Source organism: Promicromonospora sp. AC04 (assembly GCF_003058225.1).
Taxonomy (GTDB): Bacteria; Actinomycetota; Actinomycetes; order Actinomycetales; family Cellulomonadaceae; genus Promicromonospora.
Map to the genome: position 1 here is coordinate 1 of NZ_QBUG01000011.1, position 16722 is coordinate 16722.

A 16722-nucleotide genomic window follows, 5' to 3' on the forward strand; every position below is an offset into this window, starting at 1 on the left:
TCGTCCGGCACTAGGCGCACGAGTGTCTCGTCACGCACGAACGCCTCACCCGGACCGCCCTGCTGCGCGAGTCCGTCGTCCAGGAACGCACCGGCAGCGGGCCCGCTGCCCGTACCGCCGTCGAGCTGTCCTTCACGCATACCGACACGCTCCTCTCTCACGTCGTAAAGTCTATGGATCGGTCCCATTGCTGCGGACGCTTGTTCGATCCTATGGCGAGCCACCCACACCCGCCCGCCCTTCTGCCAGCCGCGTAAGAACCCGGCGCAAGGAGGACGCTGGGCCATATTCGCTCGGACAGTGTCACCGTCCAGTGATTGACTCCGGACCATGAACGATGACTCGCCCTTCGAGTTCTCCACCGACCCGACCCGCATCGACGGTGCCCGCGTGCACGAGCTGATCGCCCACACATACTGGGCGAAGGACCGCCCGCGCGGCGTGATGGACGCGGCGATCGCGGGGTCCCGGCCCTATGGCGTCTACCGCCGGGACACGGGCGAGCAGGTCGCCTTCGCGCGCGTCGTGACCGACGGTGTGACGTTCGCTTGGCTCGCCGACGTCGTCGTCGACCCGGGGCTGCGCGGGCAGGGCGTCGGCAAGCTCCTGATCGCCGGCGTGGTCGCCGACATCGAGCCGCTCGGTCTGCGCCGCACGCTCCTCGCGACCGCCGACGCGCACGGCCTCTACGAGCAGTTCGGCTGGGTACCGGTGACCGAGAGGTACAAATGGATGGAACGGCCCGGCCGCGGAGCGAGCACACCAGTGGGCGCCCCGGCGAGCGCACCAGGAGGGGCCACATGAGCAGCACGTCCGTCGAGATCGGTGACCTCACCCGTGTCGAGGCCGACGCCGTCGTCAACGCGGCGAACTCCACGCTCCTGGGCGGCGGCGGGGTCGACGGCGCCATCCACGCGGCCGCCGGGCCCCGCCTGCTGGAGGCCTGCCGACGGCTCCGGAACACCACGCACCCGGGCGGCCTGGACATCGGCGACGCCGTCGCCACCCCGGCGTTCAACCTGCCGGCGTCCTGGGTGATCCACACCGTCGGGCCGAACCTGCACCGCGGCCAGGACGACCCCGCGCTGCTCGCCTCGTGCTTCGCCCGGTCGCTCGACGTCGCCGCTGAGCTCGACGTGCGGTCGGTCGCCTTCCCGGCGGTGAGCGCGGGCGCATACGGCTGGCCGGTGCCCGACGTCGCCCGCATCGCCGTCATGACCACCCGGGGCTGGCTCGCCCAGCACCACGAGGCGAGTATCCAGCAGGTGCGGTTCGTCGTGGTCGACGAGCGCATCCGGGACGCGTTCGACGCCGTTCTACGCGCGGCTTGATCCGCCGTCCGACAACAGACGACGTCGGCCGACAGCAGACGACGCCACCAGCGAGCCCTGGGCGGCCCCCGGCCCGCTGGCGGAATCAGCTCGTGAGCAGCTTGCGCAGCTCGTCCGGCGTCGTCGCGACAGCCACGGCGCCCGCGGCCTCCAGCTCGCCGGGAGACGCATAACCCCAGGTCACGCCCACGGTCGGGACGTCGTTGTGCGCGGCGGCGTGCACGTCGTGCTCGCGGTCGCCCACCATGACGACCTGCCCGACGTCGGCCCCGAGGGCCACCGCGTGGGCGACCGCACGCTCGACCACCACCTCCTTGCCCTGTGCCTCCCCGGCCGCATAGTCGGTCGCGCCGTGGACGCCGTCGAGCCCGCCCGCGAGGTGGCCGTCGAGCCCGAAGTGCTCGACGATCTGCCGGGCGTAGCGTTCCGGCTTGGCCGTGGCGACCAGGAGCGTCACCCCGGCCTCGCGCAGCTCGGCGAGCGCCTCCGGGATGCCGGGGAACACCGAGTTGTCGAACATGCCGCGCACCTCGAAGTCGCGCCGGTAGGCGGCGATGGTGGCGGCGGCGTCGGCGTCGGACAGGCCGATGCGGGCCAGGCTCGCCCCCAGGGGCGGGCCGACGAAGGTCCGCAGGACCTCGTCGGAGGGGACGTCGAAGCCGGCCGAGGCGAAGCCGGAGCGCAGGGATCCGATGATGCCGGGCGCGGAGTCGGTGAGAGTGCCGTCGAGGTCGAGCAGGACGTGCGTGATGCGGTCGGGAAGCGAGAGAGTCACCAGGTGAGCGTGCCACACGTTCAGTGGTGCCCCTCGTGGCCGTCCGTGCCCGCACCGCCGTCCGTCCCCGTGCCCGCACCGTGCTCAGGCACCGTTCCCGCCTCCTGCCCCGGCTCGACGACGACGAACTGCCCCATCATCCCGGCGTCCTCGTGCATCAGCATGTGGCAGTGGTACATGTACGGCATGTCTGGGTCGGCGTAGTCGTCGAACCGCATCAGGAGCCGGTACTCCCGGCCCGGCTCCAGGTAGATCGTGTCCTTGCGGCCCGCCAGCTCGGGCGGCGGCGCTTCGCCGTCGATGCTCAGGACGCGGAACTGCACGTCGTGCACGTGGAAGCTGTGCGGCATCGGGACGGTGCTGTGCACCTCCCACACCTCGGTGCTGCCCACCGTCGCCACCTCGTCGATGCGGCCCATGTCCATCCGCCGGCGATTGATCCTGCTGTCGTCGAGCTCGAACGTCCGGGTCATGGAGACGTCGGCCTCGTGCAGCTCGTCGGCGGCGGCGTGCTCGGAGGCGGCCCATGCGGGCTCGGGCGAGGGCGCCAGCTCGTCGGCGGCGCGCAGCTCGAGCACGTCGAACGCGTCGTTGGCCCCCATCGCGAACGGCACCACCAGGTTGCCGAGGTCGGCCTCGGCGGAGTGCAGCCGGGTGGTCTCCCCCGGCTTCATCTTCACGACTACCTCGGCCCGCTCGCCCGGCGCTAGGCGCACCTCGTCGAGCCGGACCGGGGCGTCGAGCAGGCCGCCGTCGGTCGCCACGAGGTCCATGTCCCGGTCCTCGAAGCCGAGCTGGAAGGTGCGCGCCGTCGAGCCGTTGAGCAGGCGCAGCCGCACCCGCTCGGTGGTCACCTCCTGGTAGGCGCCCACCGTGCCGTTCGTCATGACGACGTCGCCCAGCGTGCCCGGCTCGCTGCCGTCGTCCTTGAGCTCGAGCTGCCCGTCGGAGTCGAGGATCTTGTCCTGCACGATCACGGGGACGTCGTCGACGCCGTAGGTGTGCGGCAGCGCCGCGGTACGCGAAGCGTCGTCGTCCAGGAGGAACATGCCCGCCAGGCCGCGGTAGACGTGCTGCTCGGTCTTGCCGTGCGGGTGCGGGTGGTACCAGAGGGTGGCGGCGGGCTGGTCGATCTCCCAGGTCGGGCGCCACGTGGCGCCGGGGGCTACCTCCTGGTGCGGCCCGCCGTCCATCGCGGCGGGCAGGTGCATGCCGTGCCAGTGCACGCTGGTCGGCTCGCCGAGATCGTTCGTGACCTCGACGGCGACGCGCTCCCCGCGCTCGGCGCGCAGGGTCGGCCCGAGGTAGGAGCCGTCGTAGCCCCAGGTCCGCGTCTCGACGCCGGGCCGGAACTCCGTGACGCCCTCCTGCGCGGTGAGGGAGAAGACGCGCGTGCCGTCCACCACCCGCGACGGCGCCAGCGGCGGGATGGCGAGCTCGTTCGTGAACTCGGCCTCGTCCACCGGGGTGACCGAGCCCGGGATCGCGCCGCAGCCCGCGAGGGCGACGACGAGCGCGGCGACGCCCGCGACGAGCGAGCCTCTCCCGAGCGAGCCTCCCGCGAGCGATCCCCCGACGAGCGAGCCGACGCCGCTCGCGCGCCCGCCCCGCCTCATCGGCCCGCCCCGCCTCATCGGTCCGCCCCGCGCAGCCGCTGCACGCCGGCCGCGGCCACGCCCGCCAGGGCGCCGCACATCGCGTTGTAGAGCAGCGCCGGGACGATGGTCCACGCCGGCCCGCCGCCGGGGCCGCCGAAGCCCGCGAGCACCGGGACCAGCAGGCTGATCGCGGTCGCGACCAGCCCGTAGGCCACCCCGGTGAGCGTGAGGGTGAGCACGGGCCGGGGCACCCGGCCGAGGCCGACCACCCCGATCCACACGACGGCGGTGATGCCGATGATGGCAAACGCCCGGGGCGCGCCGGTGCCGACGACGCCGGTGAGCCCGGTCAGCGGCCAGAGCAGGGCCATGGTGGAGAGGCCGGCGACCACCGCCCACGGGACGGCGGGGCCCGGCGCGGGCTGGGCCGGAAGGTCTGGTGATGTCATGCCCCGACGGTGCCTCGCGCGGGCCGGTCCCCACATCGGCCCGGGATCGTCTCGTGATGTCGCCCGGAGGCGACATCACCCTGACTCCCACGGGCTGATGCCTCAGGGGCACCCCCTCCGTAGGGTGGCGGTGTGCCAGAACAGCCCGAGCACGGAGCCGCCCCGCGACCGCACGTCGTCCAACCACGCACCGTCGACCCCCGCGTCACCGACGTCGTCCTGGCGCTCGCCATGGCGCTGGTGGTCGCCGTCGTCATCGCCGCGGACACCGACACCGTCCGGCGCACCGGTACCGGGGCGTACCTGTTCGCGGCGGGCTTCGGGGCGCTGGTGCTCCTGCGGCGCAAGGTGCCGCGCACCGTGGTCGTGGTCACCGTGCTAGGCGTGTTCGCCTACTACATCCTCGAGCTCTCCCCGATCGGGATGGCGCTGCCCGCGGTCGCGGCGCTCTACTCGGCGGCGGAGATGCGGCACACCGGCTGGGCGATCGGCGGGGGCCTCGTGCTGATCGCCGTCTCGACGTACTACCGGACGGTGGGCAACACCCCCGAGGAATACCTGGCACCGTACGACCTGGTCACCAACGTGGCGCTGGTCGCGGCGGCCGTGGCGCTCGGCGTGGCGGTCCGCCTGTCCAGGGAGGCGCGCGGGCACGAGGCCCGCGCCGCCGGCCAGCGGCTCCAGGCGGAGCGCCTGCGCATCGCCCGGGACCTGCACGACGTCGTCGGGCACAACCTGTCGGTGATCGCCCTGCACTCCGGGGTCGCGGCGGAGGCGGTGGGCCGGAACGACGACGCGGCCCGGCGCGCGCTGGAGCACGTCCGTGAGGCGACGTCGGGCACGCTGCGCGAGCTGCGGTCGACGGTGCGGGTGCTACGTGGGCCCGTCGGCACCGCGCCAGGGACGGCGTCGCAGGAGACGACGGCGCATGGGACGGCGGCATCCGACGCCGCCGAGCCCGACGCAGCCTCGCACGACGCAGCCGCGCCGAAGGCCCCCGCCCCGACCGGCCTGGCCGGCATCGACGCCCTGGCGCGGTCGGCCCGCGCGGCGGGGCTCGCCGTCGACGTCGCTGTCGACGTGCCGGCCGGGGCGCTCGACGGCGCGATCGACGCCGCCGCCTACCGGATAACGCAGGAGTCCCTGACGAACGTGCTGCGGCACGCCGCGGCCACGCGCGTGACGGTCTCCGCGCGGGTCACCGGCGGTCGCCTCGCCCTGCGCGTGGCCGACGACGGCCGCGGTGCCGGCCCGGACCTCGAACCCGGCTCGGGCATCTCGGGGATGCGCGAGCGGGTGGCCCTCCTCGGCGGCGGCCTTACCGCCGCCGACGCGCCGGACGGCGGGTTCGTCGTGACCGCCGACCTGCCCCTCCGGCTGGAAGAGTGACGCCCATGATCCGGATCGTGCTGGTCGACGACCAGGAGCTCGTGCGCGCGGGCCTGCGTGCCCTCGCGGAGAGCGAGGGCGACATCGCCGTCGTCGCCGAGGCCGCCGACGGGCGCGCCGGCGTCTCCCGCGTGCGGGAGCTGCGGCCCGACGTCGTGCTCATGGACATCCGCATGCCGCGCCTGGACGGCCTGGCCGCCACCCGGGAGATCGTCGCCGACCCCGCGCTGGCCGGCGTCCGGGTGCTGGTCCTGACCACGTTCGACGAGGACGAGCACGTCTTCGAGGCCGTCCGGTCGGGCGCGTCCGGCTACCTGCTCAAGGACGTCGCGCCTGCCGAGCTGCGCCGGGCCGTCCGGGTCGTCGCGGCGGGCGACGCGCTGCTCGACCCGGCGGTCACCGCCACCGTTCTCCGGGCCGTCGCCGCGAGCCCGGCGCCCCGGCCCGGCGTCGACCGGCTCGCAGGGCTCACCGAGCGTGAGCGCGAGGTGCTGCAGCAGCTGGGCCGGGGGCTGACGAACGACGAGATCGCCCGTGAGCTGTACCTCAGCCCGGCCACCGCACGCACCTACGTGAGCCGGCTGCTGGCCAAGCTCGGTGCGCGCGACCGCGCGGCGCTGGTGATCCTCGCCTACGAGACGGGGCTGGTGCGGCCCTAGCCGAGCGCGCGCAGGCGCGGCAGCACGTCCTCGCTGAACTGCGTGAGGAACCGCTCCTGGTCGTGGCCGGGGCCGTGCACCACGAGGTGGTTCAGGCCGGCGTCCACGTAGGGCTTGATCATCGCGACGGCCTCGTCCGGGTCGGACGCGACGATCCAGCGCTTCGCGACCTGGTCGATCGGCAGCTCGTCCGCCAGCTGCTCCATCTCGGTGGCCGAGGTGACGCTGTGCTTCTGCTCCGGCGTCAGCGACAGCGGCGCCCAGAACCGGGTGTTCTCCAGCGCGGCGGCGGCGTCGCGGTCGTAGGAGATCTTGATCTCGATCATCTTGTCGACGTCGGCGACGGGTCGCTCCGCCTTGGCCGCGCCCTCGGCGACGGCCGGCAGCAGCTTCTCCGTGTACAGGTCCATACCCTTGCCGGACGTGCAGATGAAGCCGTCGCCCGCGCGCCCCGCATACCTGGCCACGAGCGGGCCGCCCGCCGCGATGTAGACGGGCACGGGGTTCTCCGGCCGGTCGTAGATGTTGGCGCCGACCAGCTTGTAGTAGTCGCCGTCGAAGTCCACGGAGCCCTCGGTCCAGAGGGCCCGCATGAGCTGCACGGCCTCACGCAGGCGCGCGAACCGCTCCTTGAACTCGGGCCACTCCCGGCCCGAGACCGCTATCTCGTTCAGTGCCTCGCCCGTCCCGACGCCGAGGATCACGCGGTCTGAAGTGAGGAGGGCGAGGGTGGCGAACTGCTGCGCGATCACCGCGGGGTTGTAGCGGAACGTGGGGGTCAGCACGCTCGTGCCGAGCTGGATGCGGGAGGTGCGCTCCCCCGCCGCCGCCAGCCAGGCGAGGGCCGACGGCGCATGGCCCCCCTCGTGCCGCCACGGCAGGAAGTGGTCGGAGACCATCGCGCTGTCCAGTCCCACCTCCTCGGCGCGTACTGCGAGCTCAACCAGCTCGCGCGGCCCGAACTGCTCGGCGGACGCCTTGTAACCGATCTTCAGAGTCACATCTGAGACCTTACGCTCGATCGCCGATCCTCGAACCCCGTCGTCGCGCACATCACATCCGTCCTGGTCAACCACCCGATCGGCCACGCCTCATCGCTGACGCCGCCCACCCGCCGGCGAGCGCCACCAGCACCACGAAGACGCCGAGGACCGCCGCGGCGGGCAGGTACACCAGGCCGACGCCGACCGCGAGCACCGGGACCACCAGGCCCGTGTAGGCGACGAGGAAGACGAGCGCCAGCGCCTCCGCCCGTGCCTCCGGCGGCACCAGGGCCGCCGTCCGGCCGAGCGCCGCCTTGAACAGCAGCCCCGCACCTCCGCCGGCCAGCAGGCCGCCCGCCACGAAGAGCCACGTGGAGGCCAGCACGACACCGCCGAACAGCGCGGCCGGGCCCGCGACGATGAGGACCGACGCCCAGCGGAGCTGGACCTCCTGCGTGCTGGCGGCCAGGAGGGACTGGCCGAGCGCGCCGGCCAGGAACGGCGTCGCCGCGACGGCGCCCGCGACGATCAGGGACGGCTGCCCCAGCTCGTCGCGGACGAACGACGCCGCCACCGAGCTGAAGAGGCCGAGGACGGCGAACCCCGTGAAAGCGCCGATGGCGCCGCCCACGAACCGGCCGCGCACCTCGCTGCCGATCGCCGCCCGCTGCGGCCGGTAGGGCCGCAGCCCCGGCCGGTGCAGCACGGTCTCCGGCACGAACAGCGTGGCGACCAGGAGCCCGACCATCACCACCGCGAACAGCGCGTACGGCAGCACCAGCGGGTGGGCCGACTGCGCCGCGAGCAGCCCCGACAGGATCGGGCCGAGCCCGAGGCCGCCCAGGTTCGCGACGGTCGCCACCACGGCCGCCCGCCCCGGCGCCGGCCGGGACCGGGCGCCGTCCAGCTCCGCGAGATAGGCGGTGGCCGTGGCGGTCAGCGCGCCGATCCCGACGCCCGAGACCAGACGGGCCACGAGCAGGCCGGCCAGGTCATCCCGGACCAGGAAGCCCACGGCGGCCAGGATCTCCAGCGCCGCCGCGAGCAGGATCAGCGGGCGGCGGCCGACCCGGTCACTCAGGTGTCCCACGAAGAACAGGCTGGCGACAACGCCCACCGCGTACGCCGCGAAGATCACGGTGACCGTGAACGGGCCGTAACCGTCCCGGGCCACGTAGAGCGTGTAGAGCGGGGTCGGCACCGTCGAGAAGGCCATGAGCAGCAGGAACGTCAGACCGGTGACCCAGAACCCGATGCCGTGGCGGCGCGGGCCGGCAGGCGCCGTCCGGGTGGGTGCGGCAGGTGCGGAGGTGGCTTGCGTGTTCGTCACCCCAGCAGTCTGCGCGTGGACCATTCATCAGAACAAGCGACATATATCGATCACGATTATCGCGATAAGTGATAATTGGCTCGTGGACACCCGGCACCTGGAGTACTTCATCGCCGTCGCGGAGGAGGGCAGCTTCACGCGCGCCGCCCACCGGCTGCAGACGGTCCAGTCAGCGGTGTCGGCGGGCGTGCGCACGCTCGAACGTGAGGTCCACGCCACGCTCTTCGTGCGCTCCACCCGCCGCGTCGAGCTGTCCGACGCCGGGCGCGCCCTCCTGCCTGAGGCACGCGCCGCGATCGAGTCGGTCGACCGCGTCTTCGACGTGGTGGCCGCCACCGAGAGCGGCCTGCGCGGGCGTCTGCGCCTCGGCGTCTTCGCCAACTCCGACGTGGTCGACGCCCCCACCTTCGCCGGGCGGTTCCACGAGCTCTATCCGGGCGTCGCCCTGAGCGTGGTGGCCTCGCCCACCGGCTCCACCGGCCTGGCGGACGACGTCCGCGCCGGCCGCCTCGACGTCGCGATCACCGGGCTCCCGCTCGCCGACCTCAAGGGCCTGCGCACGCACGAGATCCTGGTGGACGAGTTCGTGGCGGTGGTCCCGGAGACCCACGAGCTGGCGCGGCGCGACGTGCTCCCGCTCGACGAGCTGGTCGCCGAGCCGTTCGTCGACGGCCCGCCCGGGTTCGGCCACCGGGTGGTCCTCGAACGGGTGCTGGCCGCGCGCGGGCTGCGCCGGACCGTCGTCGTCGAGAGCCCGGACATGGGGCTCGTCTCGCGATTCGTCGCCGCCGGGCTCGGCGTCGCCGTGGTGCCCACCTTCGTGCTGCACCCCGCGCGGGGCGCCGTGACCCGCCCCCTGAACACCCCGCTGGGCTTCTCGCTCCAGTCCGTCACACGGCCCCGCACCACGCGCCCGGTCGAGGCGGCGCTGGCCCTGCTGCACCGGCTGACGGCGGACGCACCCGCCTAGGAACGCGGCGGACTAGGGCCGGAGCGCCTGCAGCACCCGGCTCGGCGACGGGCGGCCCAGGTGCCCCTCCAGCCAGGTCCCGGTCTCCACCAGGCGCGGCATGGACACGCCGGTGGTGATCCCGAGCCCCTCCAGCATCCACAGCAGGTCCTCCGTGGCGAGGTTCCCGGTGGCCGACTCCGCGTACGGGCAGCCGCCGAGCCCGCCCGCCGACGTGTCGAACGTCGTCACCCCGTGCCGCAGCGCGGCGGCGACGTTGCCGAGCGCCTGCCCGTAGGTGTCGTGGGCGTGCAGCGCGAGCACGTCGTCGGGCAGGCCGGCGTCGTTCAGCGCGTCCAGGAGCGCGACGACGTGCCCCGGCGTCCCGACGCCGATCGTGTCCCCGAGCGAGAGCTGCTCCGCCCCCAGGTCCATGAGCCGCTTGCCCGCCGCGACCACCTGGTCCAGCGGTACGTCGCCCTCCCACGGGTCGCCGAAGCACATCGAGACGTACGCCCGCACCCGCATCCCGGCCGCGCGCGCCCGCGTCATGACGGGCTCGAACATCGTGTACTGCTCGTCCAGGGAACGGTTCAGGTTCCGGCGCGCGAACGAGTCCGTGGCGCTGGCGAAGACGGCGATGTGCCGCAGCCCCAGGTCGTAGGCGCGCTCCAGGCCGCGCTCGTTCGGGACCAGCACCGGCAGGTCGCGGGCGCGGTCGCCGATGCGGCCAACGAGGGCAGCCAGCACCTCCTCGGCGTCGGCGAGCTGGGGCACCCAACGCGGGTGCACGAGGCTCGTGGCCTCGACGTACGGCAGGCCGGCGTCGAGCAGCCGCTCGACCAGGTCGACCTTCACCGCGGTCGGGACCACCGCGTCCTCGTTCTGCAGCCCGTCGCGCGGGCCCACCTCGTAGATGGTCACGCGGTCGGGCAGGCTCGGGTCTGGCACCACCTGGGGTCCCCGGACCACCCAGTCGAGCTGGTCAGGCATCGGTCGCCTCCTGCCCGTCAATGGCCGGCTCGCCTGGCTCGACCTCGAAGAGCACCTGCCGCGCCGCGACCTGCTCCCCCGCCGCCGCGCGCACGCGCACCACACCGTCCGACGGCGCCACGAGCGCCACCTCCATCTTCATCGCCTCCAGCACGCCGAGCGCCTGCCCGGCGGTCACCACCTCGCCGTCGCGCACCTCGACGCGGGCCAGTGCCCCGGGCATCGCGGCGAGCACGACGCCGTCGGACAGCTCGGCCGCCGCGACGCTCGCGGCACCCGGCCGGACGAACCGGAACGTCTGCCCGCGGGTGCTCACCTCCACGGACCGCGGCCCCACGTCGACGGCGAACCGCGCGGTCACGCCGTCCAGCGCGAGAAGCACGACGCCGTCCCCGTCACCCGCAGAGACACCCACCAGGCCGCCCACCGCGCGGCAGGACGTCGGCGGCTCGCCGTCGCGACGCACCTCGCCCCGGGTGGTGCTCACCCGGAGCACCCCGTCGTCGAGTTCGACCCAGGTGTCCGCAGGCGGGCCGCCCAGCCGCCACCCGTCACCGCCGTCGGACGCCGCAGCGGCAGCGACGGTCCACGCGGCCGCCACGAGCGCGGGGCCGGGATCCGGCGGCGGCAGCTCGTGGGAGTCCAGCCACGCGGTGTGCACCTCGCCGTCGCGGAACGCGGCGGAGTCCGCGAGCGCCCGTACGAACCCGGTGTTGGTGACCAGGCCGCCGATCGCGGTCGCGTCGAGCGCGTCGACGAGGGCGTGCCGGGCTGCCTCGCGGTCGGCGCCGCGTGCGATCACCTTGCCGACCATGGGGTCGTAGGCGGCCGGCACTACCGTGCCGTCCTCGATGCCGGCCTCCACCCGCACGCCGGTCGACGCCCCGCTGGTCGATCCTGCCGAGGCCTCCGAGCCCTCCGGCCCGGGCCACCGCACCCGCGTGGCGGTCCCCGCCTGCGGCAGGAACCCGCCGAACGCGTCCTCGGCATAGATCCGCGCCTCGATCGCGTGGCCGACGACGGCGACGTCGTCCTGCGTGAAGCCCAGCTCCTCGCCGGCCGCTACGCGGAGCTGCTGCTCGACGAGGTCGATCCGTTCGCCGCGCACGGTGACGACCTCCTCGGTGACGGGGTGCTCGACCTGGAGGCGGGTGTTCATCTCGAGGAACCAGGCGCCCACACGCTCGCCGGCCCAGGCCGCGCCGCTGGGCGAGTCGGCCGAGGCGCCGACGTCGACCAGGAACTCGGCGGTCCCGGCGCCGGTGTACCCGACCTCGCGGGCCAGGCTGACGGCCCAGGTGTGCAGGTGCTCGCGCAGGGCCGGGTCCAGGTCGGGGGCGGGCGCCTCCTCCAGGACCTTCTGATGGCGGCGCTGGGCGGAGCAGTCGCGCTCGTGCAGGTGCAGCACGTTGCCGTGCTCGTCGCCGAGGATCTGCACCTCGACGTGCCTGCCGCGCTCGACGAACGGCTCCAGCACCAGGGTGTCGTCGCCGAACCCGGCGGCGGCCTCGCGTCCGGCGGCGGCGATCGCGGGAGCGAGCTCTTCCTGGGAGCGGACGACGCGCATGCCCTTGCCGCCGCCACCCGCCGCGGCCTTGACCAGGATCGGGAAGGAGAGGCCCCCCACCATGGCGAACGACGTGCCCTGGACCTTCCCGAACGACGGCAGCACGGGCACGCCCGCAGCCTCCGCGATCCTGCGCGCCGTGTCCTTGCGCCCCATGGCGTCCATCGCCTCGGGCGGCGGCCCCACCCAGGTCAGTCCGGCGCCGATGACGGCGCGGGCGAACTCGGCCTGCTCGGACAGGAACCCGTAGCCGGGGTGGACGGCGTCGGCGCCGGTCTCCTTCGCGGCCGCGAGCAGCGCGGGGATCGACAGGTACGACTCGGCGGCCGGCGTCGGCCCGATGCGTACGGCGACGTCGGCGGCGCGGGTGTGCGGGGCGGCGCGGTCGGCGTCGGAGTAGACGGCGACGGTGCGCAGCCCGAGGCGGCGTGCGGTGCGGATGATCCGCAGGGCGATCTCGCCGCGGTTGGCGATCAGCAGGGTGTGTATCGGGGTGGGCATCGTTATCACATCCGGAAGATGCCGTAGGACGGCTCAGGGATCGGGGCGTGGGCGGCCGCAGCCAGGCCGAGGGCGAGGACGCGGCGGGTGTCGGCGGGGTCGATCACGCCGTCGTCCCACAGGCGCGCCGTGGCGTAGTAGGGGTTGCCCTGGGCCTCGTACCGGGCGCGGATCGGGTCCTTGAACGCCTCGACGTCCTCGGGCGCCAGGTCACGCTGCACGGTCGCGAGGACCGACGCCGCCTGCTCGCCGCCCATGACGGAGATGCGGGCACCCGGCCACATCCAGAGGAACCGGGGGTCGTAGGCGCGGCCGCTCATCCCGTAGTTCCCGGCGCCGAACGAGCCGCCGAGCACCACCGTGAACCGCGGGACGGAGGTGCAGGCCACGGCGGTGACCAGCTTGGCGCCGTCCTTGGCGATGCCGCGGTGCTCGTACTCCTTGCCGACCATGAAGCCCGCGATGTTCTGCAGGAACACCAGGGGAATGCGCCGCTGGTCGCAGAGCTGCACGAAGTGCGCGCCCTTGAGCGCCGACTCCGAGAACAGGATCCCGTTGTTCGCCACGATGCCGACCTGGTAGCCGTCGATCCGCGCGAAGGCGCACACCAGGGTCTCGCCGTACCGGGCCTTGAACTCCTGCAGCTGGGAGCCGTCGACGATCCGCCGGATCACGTCGCGCACGTCGTAGGGGGTGCGCGGGTCGGCGGGGACGTCGTAGAGCCCGTCGGGGTCCAGCTCGGGTTCCTCGGGCTCCGCCCGGTCCAGGGTCCGCGGTGCGGCCGGGGTGGTGCCGATGATCTCGCGCACTATGCGCAGGGCGTGCGCGTCGTCGTCGGCCAGGTGGTCCGCGACGCCCGACGTCGTGGTGTGCACCAGGCCGCCGCCCAGCTCCTCGGCCGTTACGATCTCGCCCGTTGCGGCCTGGACCAGGGGCGGACCGCCGAGGAAGATCGTGCCCTCGTCCCGTACGATGACCGCCTCGTCGCTCATCGCGGGCACGTACGCGCCGCCGGCGGTGCAGGACCCCATGACCGCCGCGACCTGCGGGATCCCCCGCGCGGACAGGTTCGCCTGGTTGTAGAAGATGCGCCCGAAGTGCTCCCGGTCGGGGAACACCTCGTCCTGCATCGGCAGGTACGCGCCGCCGGAGTCCACGAGGTAGACGCACGGCAGGTGGTTCTCGGCGGCGACCTGCTGCGCGCGCAGGTGCTTCTTCACCGTCATCGGGTAGTAGGTGCCGCCCTTGACCGTGGCGTCGTTGGCGACGACCACGCACTCGCGACCCGCGATCCGGCCGATCCCCGTGACGATGCCCGCGCTGGGCACCGCCCACTCGCCGCCGTACATGTCGTAGGCCGCCAGGGCGCCGATCTCCAGGAAGGCGCTGCCCGGGTCGAGCAGCCGGTCCACGCGGTCACGGGCCAACAGCTTGCCGCGGCCGATATGGCGGGCGCGCGCCTCGGGCGACCCGCCCTGGCGCACGCGCGCCATCCGCTCCCTCAGCTGCGCGGTGAGGGTGCGCAGATCCGGTCCAACGCCGACGTTGATGGTCACGTGCGCAGCATAGTCCGTTGGTTAATGATCGTTAACCCCGGCGCGTCAGGCGAGCGCCGCCACCTCCCCGCACACGTGCACCTCGACGCCCAGCCCCGCGAAGAACGCGGCCTTGGCGACGAGCGCGTCGTCGGCGGTCGCGGCGTCCGGCGCGTAGGCCACGCTGAGGTGGTTGGCCCGGTGCCGGGCCATGAACTGGTCGCGGCTGATGCCGTGCAGCACGGCGTGCATGATCGGCCACTCCGGGTTGGTCGCCTGCCAGCGGCGCTCCGTCTCCTCCTGCGGCAGGGCGACGGCGGAGGCGCGCCCGAGGTCGACGTGCAGCCGGCCGCCGGCGATGTAGACGCGGGACCAGACGATCTCGCCCGGCCGGGAGACCCCCTTGATGGTGGAGCCGCCGAGCGGGAAGTACACGGGATTCTGCCGCCATCCCTGCGCGCCGGCGTACCCGCCCTGAAGGTGCGACGGCGGCACGGAGCCCGAGATCTCGAAGACCCAGACGAACCGGCCGTCGAGCTCCTCACCCCAGCGCACGTCGTGCAGCGTCGTGGCCGGGTCCAGGCCCATCGCGGTCCACAGCCGGTTGGTGACCAGCGCGTCCACGGCCACGCCCTCGTCGGCCTCGTTGAAGTGCGGCAGGGCCTTGCCCTCCCACAGCACGCGCGCGCCGTCGCGCGAGGTGACCGGGGGCCGGACCACGTTGTTCAGGAGGCCCTCGGCCAGGTCCGAGGCCGGGCTGAGGTCCTTGAGGCCCTGCTGGTACTGGATGCCGACGGCGTCCAGCCCGAAGTCGTCGGCGATACGCAGCGCGGCGACGTACATCTTGTGCTGCCAGGCCAGCTGCGCGGGCGTGAGGTCGGTGGCCTCGTCCTCGCCGAGGCGGAACGTCATGCCTGCGGCCTCGAGCCAGCTCTGGACGGCGGCGGCCTCGGCGTCGGACACCCGCTGCATCTCGGCCCACAGCGCCGACTGGCTCAGGCGCTCCTTGTAGATGCCTATCGCGTTGAGCAGCTCGTCGTCGATGATCGCGTTGTACATCCCCATGCAGCCCTCGTCGAAGACGCCGACGATCGCCTTGTCGCGCAGCAGCTGGGCGGCCAGCGCGCGCCCGAGGTCGGCCTGCGGGCCGGCGGGCAGCACCGGCGAGTCGGTCACGTGCGAGGCGTCGTGCTCGATAGTGCCCGTCTCCAGCCACTGCCGGATCCCGTCCCGGAACCACTGGTCCGTGAAGTCGACGCTCCAGATCGTCGAGTAGGGCTTGCCCATCTTGGTCAGCCCGGCGTTGAGACCGAGCAGGCCCACCAGGCCCGGCCAGTCCCCGACGAAGTTCGCGACGGTCAGGATCGGGCCCTGGTGGGTGCGCAGGCCCGCGAGCACGTGGTGGCTGTACTGCCAGACCGCCTCGGCCACGATCAGCGGCGCCTCCGGCGGGATCGACCGGAACACGTCGAGCCCCATCCGCTGGGAGCTGATGAACCCGTGCCCCGTGGCGGGGTCGACGTCGTTGGCCCGGACGACGGTCCAGCCGAGATCGGCGAAGGCCGCCGTGACCTCGGCCTCCATCGCGGCCTGCGTGGGCCAGCCGGCCCGGTTCGCCGACTCGCGCAGGTCGCCGCTGGCCACGAGGTACGCCGTCTTCGGCGCGGCCTGGGGCCGCGTGGTGACGGCGGGAAAGTTGTAGGACATGTGCTGCTCCCTCATCCGGTGCTTGTCCGATGGTCGACGCGGGCCTCAGCGGAAGCTGCGGCGGTAGTCGCCCGGCGCGATGCCGCACACCTGCCGGAACGTCTCGTAGAAGCTGCTCTGCGCAGTGAACCCCGCGGCGTGCGCGATCTCGGCGGTGGTGCGGTCCGACGTGATGAGCAGGCGCTGCGCCTCCGCGACGCGGCACCGCGCGATGTACGTGCCGACGGTGGTGCCGACGACCCGCTTGAAGAGGGTCATCGCGTGGCTGGGGCTCAGGTGGACGGCGCGGGCCACGTCCGTCGCGGTGATCGGCGAGCGGTAGTGCTCCGCCACGAACTGCGCCATCGCCGTCGCGCGGCCGGCCGCCCCGGTCTGCGGGACCGGCGCGGGCGCCGTCGTCGGGCCGTGCTCCGGGCCGTCGGGCGTGACGTCCGCCAGGACCCGCCGCACGAACGCGTGGGCCTCGAGCATGACCACCGCGTCGTACCCGCCGTCCAGGACGTCGTGGTGCCAGGCGGCGAACAGGGCAGCGACGTCCCGCACCAGCGCCGTCGCCGGCACGACGACGGGCCGCGCGTGCAGCAGCACCGCCACGTGCTCGGTGGGCAGCGCCCAGCTCAGCACCCGCGGGAGCGGGATGTGCACCCAGGACACGTCGGTCGGCGTCGCGCCGGGGTCCACGAGCTGGTGCGGGGTCCCGCCCCAGAACAGCGCGACCTCGCCCGCCTCGACCCGCAGGGACGACCCGCCGAAAAGGTACTCGAGCCGCCCGGCGTGCACGAGGTTGAGCTCCAGGTCGTCGTGCCGGTGCGGCCGCTTCATCACCGGCGGCGCGCCGTGGCGCACCCACAGGGCGGGTTCGTCCAGCTCGACCTCGTCGTCGAAGAGCACCATGGGCGGGAGCATAGGGGCTGCGCGGCCGGGGCGCCGATCGAAGGATCCCGGAGAGTCGGGGC

15 protein-coding genes are annotated in these 16722 nt (G+C 73.6%); 5 read left to right on the forward strand and 10 right to left on the reverse strand.

What is annotated here, in order from left to right:
• Nucleotides 1-330: 330 nt before the first annotated feature.
• The gene (locus C8K30_RS24400) at nt 331-804 is read left to right on the forward strand and encodes a GNAT family N-acetyltransferase (protein WP_108495510.1); all 474 of its coding nucleotides are present in this window, start codon (nt 331-333) and stop codon (nt 802-804) included.
• The gene (locus tag C8K30_RS24405) at nt 801-1331 is read left to right on the forward strand and encodes an O-acetyl-ADP-ribose deacetylase (RefSeq protein ID WP_108495511.1); all 531 of its coding nucleotides are present in this window, start codon (nt 801-803) and stop codon (nt 1329-1331) included. The genes C8K30_RS24400 and C8K30_RS24405 overlap by 4 nt, the downstream gene beginning before the upstream one ends.
• An 85-nt stretch (nt 1332-1416) precedes the next feature.
• Here the strand turns inward: C8K30_RS24405 and C8K30_RS24410 are convergent, their stop codons facing one another.
• The 3 genes from C8K30_RS24410 to C8K30_RS24420 are packed head-to-tail and all read right to left on the reverse strand — an operon-like array spanning nt 1417 to nt 4153.
• A complete protein-coding gene (locus C8K30_RS24410; protein WP_233257418.1) occupies nt 1417-2106 on the reverse strand; it encodes an HAD hydrolase-like protein in 690 nt (229 codons plus the stop codon).
• 20 nt (nt 2107-2126) lie between these two features.
• Nucleotides 2127-3722 carry a multicopper oxidase family protein gene (locus C8K30_RS24415; protein ID WP_199230684.1) on the reverse strand — a complete coding sequence of 532 codons (1596 nt, stop codon included), beginning with the start codon at nt 3720-3722 and terminating at the stop codon, nt 2127-2129.
• Between the two features lie 14 nt (nt 3723-3736).
• Complete coding sequence (locus tag C8K30_RS24420) at nt 3737-4153, reverse strand: hypothetical protein (RefSeq protein ID WP_146197585.1); 417 nt, start codon at nt 4151-4153, stop codon at nt 3737-3739.
• A gap of 132 nt (nt 4154-4285) precedes the next feature.
• On the opposite strand from C8K30_RS24420, the gene C8K30_RS24425 reads away from it, so the two are divergent.
• Entirely contained in the window at nt 4286-5542 is a 1257-nt protein-coding gene (locus tag C8K30_RS24425) for a sensor histidine kinase (RefSeq protein WP_233257419.1), read from the forward strand.
• Nucleotides 5543-5547: 5 nt separating this feature from the next.
• Nucleotides 5548-6201: a response regulator transcription factor gene (locus C8K30_RS24430; protein WP_108495514.1), complete on the forward strand. Its 654-nt coding sequence runs from the start codon at nt 5548-5550 to the stop codon at nt 6199-6201.
• On the opposite strand, the gene fgd is transcribed toward C8K30_RS24430, so the two are convergent.
• The gene (fgd, locus tag C8K30_RS24435) at nt 6198-7202 is read right to left on the reverse strand and encodes a glucose-6-phosphate dehydrogenase (coenzyme-F420) (protein ID WP_108495515.1); all 1005 of its coding nucleotides are present in this window, start codon (nt 7200-7202) and stop codon (nt 6198-6200) included. The two genes, C8K30_RS24430 and fgd, sit on opposite strands and share 4 nt — an antisense overlap.
• Before the next feature lie 67 nt (nt 7203-7269).
• Nucleotides 7270-8514, reverse strand: a complete 1245-nt coding sequence (locus C8K30_RS24440) for an MFS transporter (RefSeq protein ID WP_158281115.1) — start codon at nt 8512-8514, stop codon at nt 7270-7272.
• An 82-nt stretch (nt 8515-8596) separates the two neighbouring features.
• Here C8K30_RS24440 and C8K30_RS24445 point away from each other — a divergent pair, with 82 nt between their 5' ends.
• Nucleotides 8597-9484 carry a LysR family transcriptional regulator gene (locus C8K30_RS24445; protein ID WP_108495517.1) on the forward strand — a complete coding sequence of 296 codons (888 nt, stop codon included), beginning with the start codon at nt 8597-8599 and terminating at the stop codon, nt 9482-9484.
• 12 nt (nt 9485-9496) lie between these two features.
• Here the strand turns inward: C8K30_RS24445 and C8K30_RS24450 are convergent, their stop codons facing one another.
• The 5 genes from C8K30_RS24450 to C8K30_RS24470 all read right to left on the reverse strand — a co-directional run bounded on the left by C8K30_RS24450 (nt 9497) and on the right by C8K30_RS24470 (nt 16660).
• A complete protein-coding gene (locus C8K30_RS24450) occupies nt 9497-10456 on the reverse strand; it encodes a hydroxymethylglutaryl-CoA lyase (protein WP_108495518.1) in 960 nt (319 codons plus the stop codon).
• The gene (locus C8K30_RS24455) at nt 10449-12524 is read right to left on the reverse strand and encodes a biotin carboxylase N-terminal domain-containing protein (RefSeq protein WP_108495519.1); all 2076 of its coding nucleotides are present in this window, start codon (nt 12522-12524) and stop codon (nt 10449-10451) included. Before C8K30_RS24455 ends, C8K30_RS24450 begins: the two co-directional genes overlap by 8 nt.
• A 5-nt stretch (nt 12525-12529) precedes the next feature.
• Nucleotides 12530-14017, reverse strand: a complete 1488-nt coding sequence (locus C8K30_RS24460) for a carboxyl transferase domain-containing protein (RefSeq protein ID WP_233257448.1) — start codon at nt 14015-14017, stop codon at nt 12530-12532.
• A gap of 108 nt (nt 14018-14125) precedes the next feature.
• Complete coding sequence (locus C8K30_RS24465; RefSeq protein ID WP_108495520.1) at nt 14126-15766, reverse strand: fucose isomerase; 1641 nt, start codon at nt 15764-15766, stop codon at nt 14126-14128.
• A gap of 45 nt (nt 15767-15811) precedes the next feature.
• Nucleotides 15812-16660, reverse strand: a complete 849-nt coding sequence (locus C8K30_RS24470; protein WP_158281116.1) for a helix-turn-helix domain-containing protein — start codon at nt 16658-16660, stop codon at nt 15812-15814.
• Nucleotides 16661-16722: the final 62 nt, after the last annotated feature.